The 1,382-nt window shown below is 37.8% G+C and carries 2 protein-coding genes; both read left to right on the forward strand.

The genetic code is table 11. From position 1 onward, the window contains the following. Positions 1-36: 36 nt before the first annotated feature. Entirely contained in the window at positions 37-882 is an 846-nt protein-coding gene (locus AC1DUW_RS28870) for a DegV family protein (protein ID WP_477644194.1), read from the forward strand. Between the two features lie 50 nt (positions 883-932). Beyond that, positions 933-1,382, forward strand: a 450-nt coding sequence (locus AC1DUW_RS28875; protein ID WP_477644195.1) for an HD domain-containing protein, incomplete at its 3' end; no start/stop codon positions are given.

Genomic DNA, 1,382 nt, shown 5'->3' on the forward strand with positions numbered 1-1,382 from the left:
TAATAAAGAACAACTATTTTACTCAGGAGGTAAACTATGGAACGAATTGCATGGGTAACGGACAGTACAGGATTATTAGATGAAGAATTATCACTAAATGAACATGTATATGTAGTTCCGATGATTGTCATCATTGATGGCAAGGAATATGAAGATGGTATCGACCTTTCATCTGAGGAATTATATCGCAGGATGAATGAAGAAAAGATAAACCCGACTACTTCCCAGCCGTCTGTGGGGAGATTTTATGAGTTATATAAGATGCTTGAAAAACGCTATGATAGAGTCATTTCCGTTCATCTTTCCAGTAAACTGAGCGGTACAGTTTCGGCTAGCCAGCAGGCCGCACATATGGTTACGATACCTGTAGATGTTTTTGATTCATTACTAATTTCTTTTCCGATGCTATTAATACTGAAACGGCTCATGTATTATGTTGAAAATGGTCACTCAATTGATGAAGCTTTCGTTAAAACAAGAAAATATGCAGATAGCCATGAAACCTATGTGTTAATAGGTTCTTTAGATCAGCTGTACCGCAGTGGTAGGTTAACAAATGCCCAATATTTTCTCGGAAGTCTATTAAGTTTTAAACCCATCATTTCAATTGAAGATGGTTTGCTTCATACTAAATCGAAACCTCGAAACCTAAAAAAAGCGGAAAAACAAATTTTTAGCGATTTTCGCAAATCATTTGCAACAGGAAAAGTGAAAGAATGCACTATATTATATGGAGTGCTGTCGGAGCAGACCCAGAATTGGAAAGCAATGATTTCTGAAGAATTTCCTAATGTAAAGACGCATGTATCTCCACTCGGCAGTGCGATAGGGGTGCATACCGGTGAACAAACGATTGGAATCAGTTGGTTCAATGAAGATTAAGGCACATTAATAAGAACCATGGTAAAATAGAATGGACTTGGAGTGGTGAAATGAAACAAACTATAATTGAACTTACGGAAAAGTATGTATATAACCATTTGAATTCTGATGCCAGTGGTCATGATTGGTTCCATATCGATCGCGTTCGAAAGCTGGCTTTACATATTGCAAGAGAAGAAAAAAAAGGAAATGAATTTATCATTGAATTGGCGGCTCTCCTTCATGATATTCCGGATGATAAATTAAATCAGAATGTCGATGCAGGTTGGAGAAAGTTGGATGACTGGTTTAGGGAAATTAACTTGGATGTAGAAACTGTTAAGGATATTAAACAGATTATCACCACAATTTCTTATAGTTCTGGACACGTACAACTTCCTTCTATTGAGGCGGAAATTGTTCAGGATGCGGACCGTTTGGATGCGATTGGTGCCATTGGGATTGCCAGGACATTTGCATATGGCGGAAAAAAGGGGCAACCAATGTATGATCCGTCACTT

It is taken from the genome of Peribacillus sp. P4_C12 (genome assembly GCF_056402095.1).

Coding starts and splice junctions, on each gene's coding strand:
- AC1DUW_RS28870 (WP_477644194.1), top strand. CDS start 37: ATGGAACGAATTGCATGGGTAACGGACAGTACAGGATTATTAGATGAA.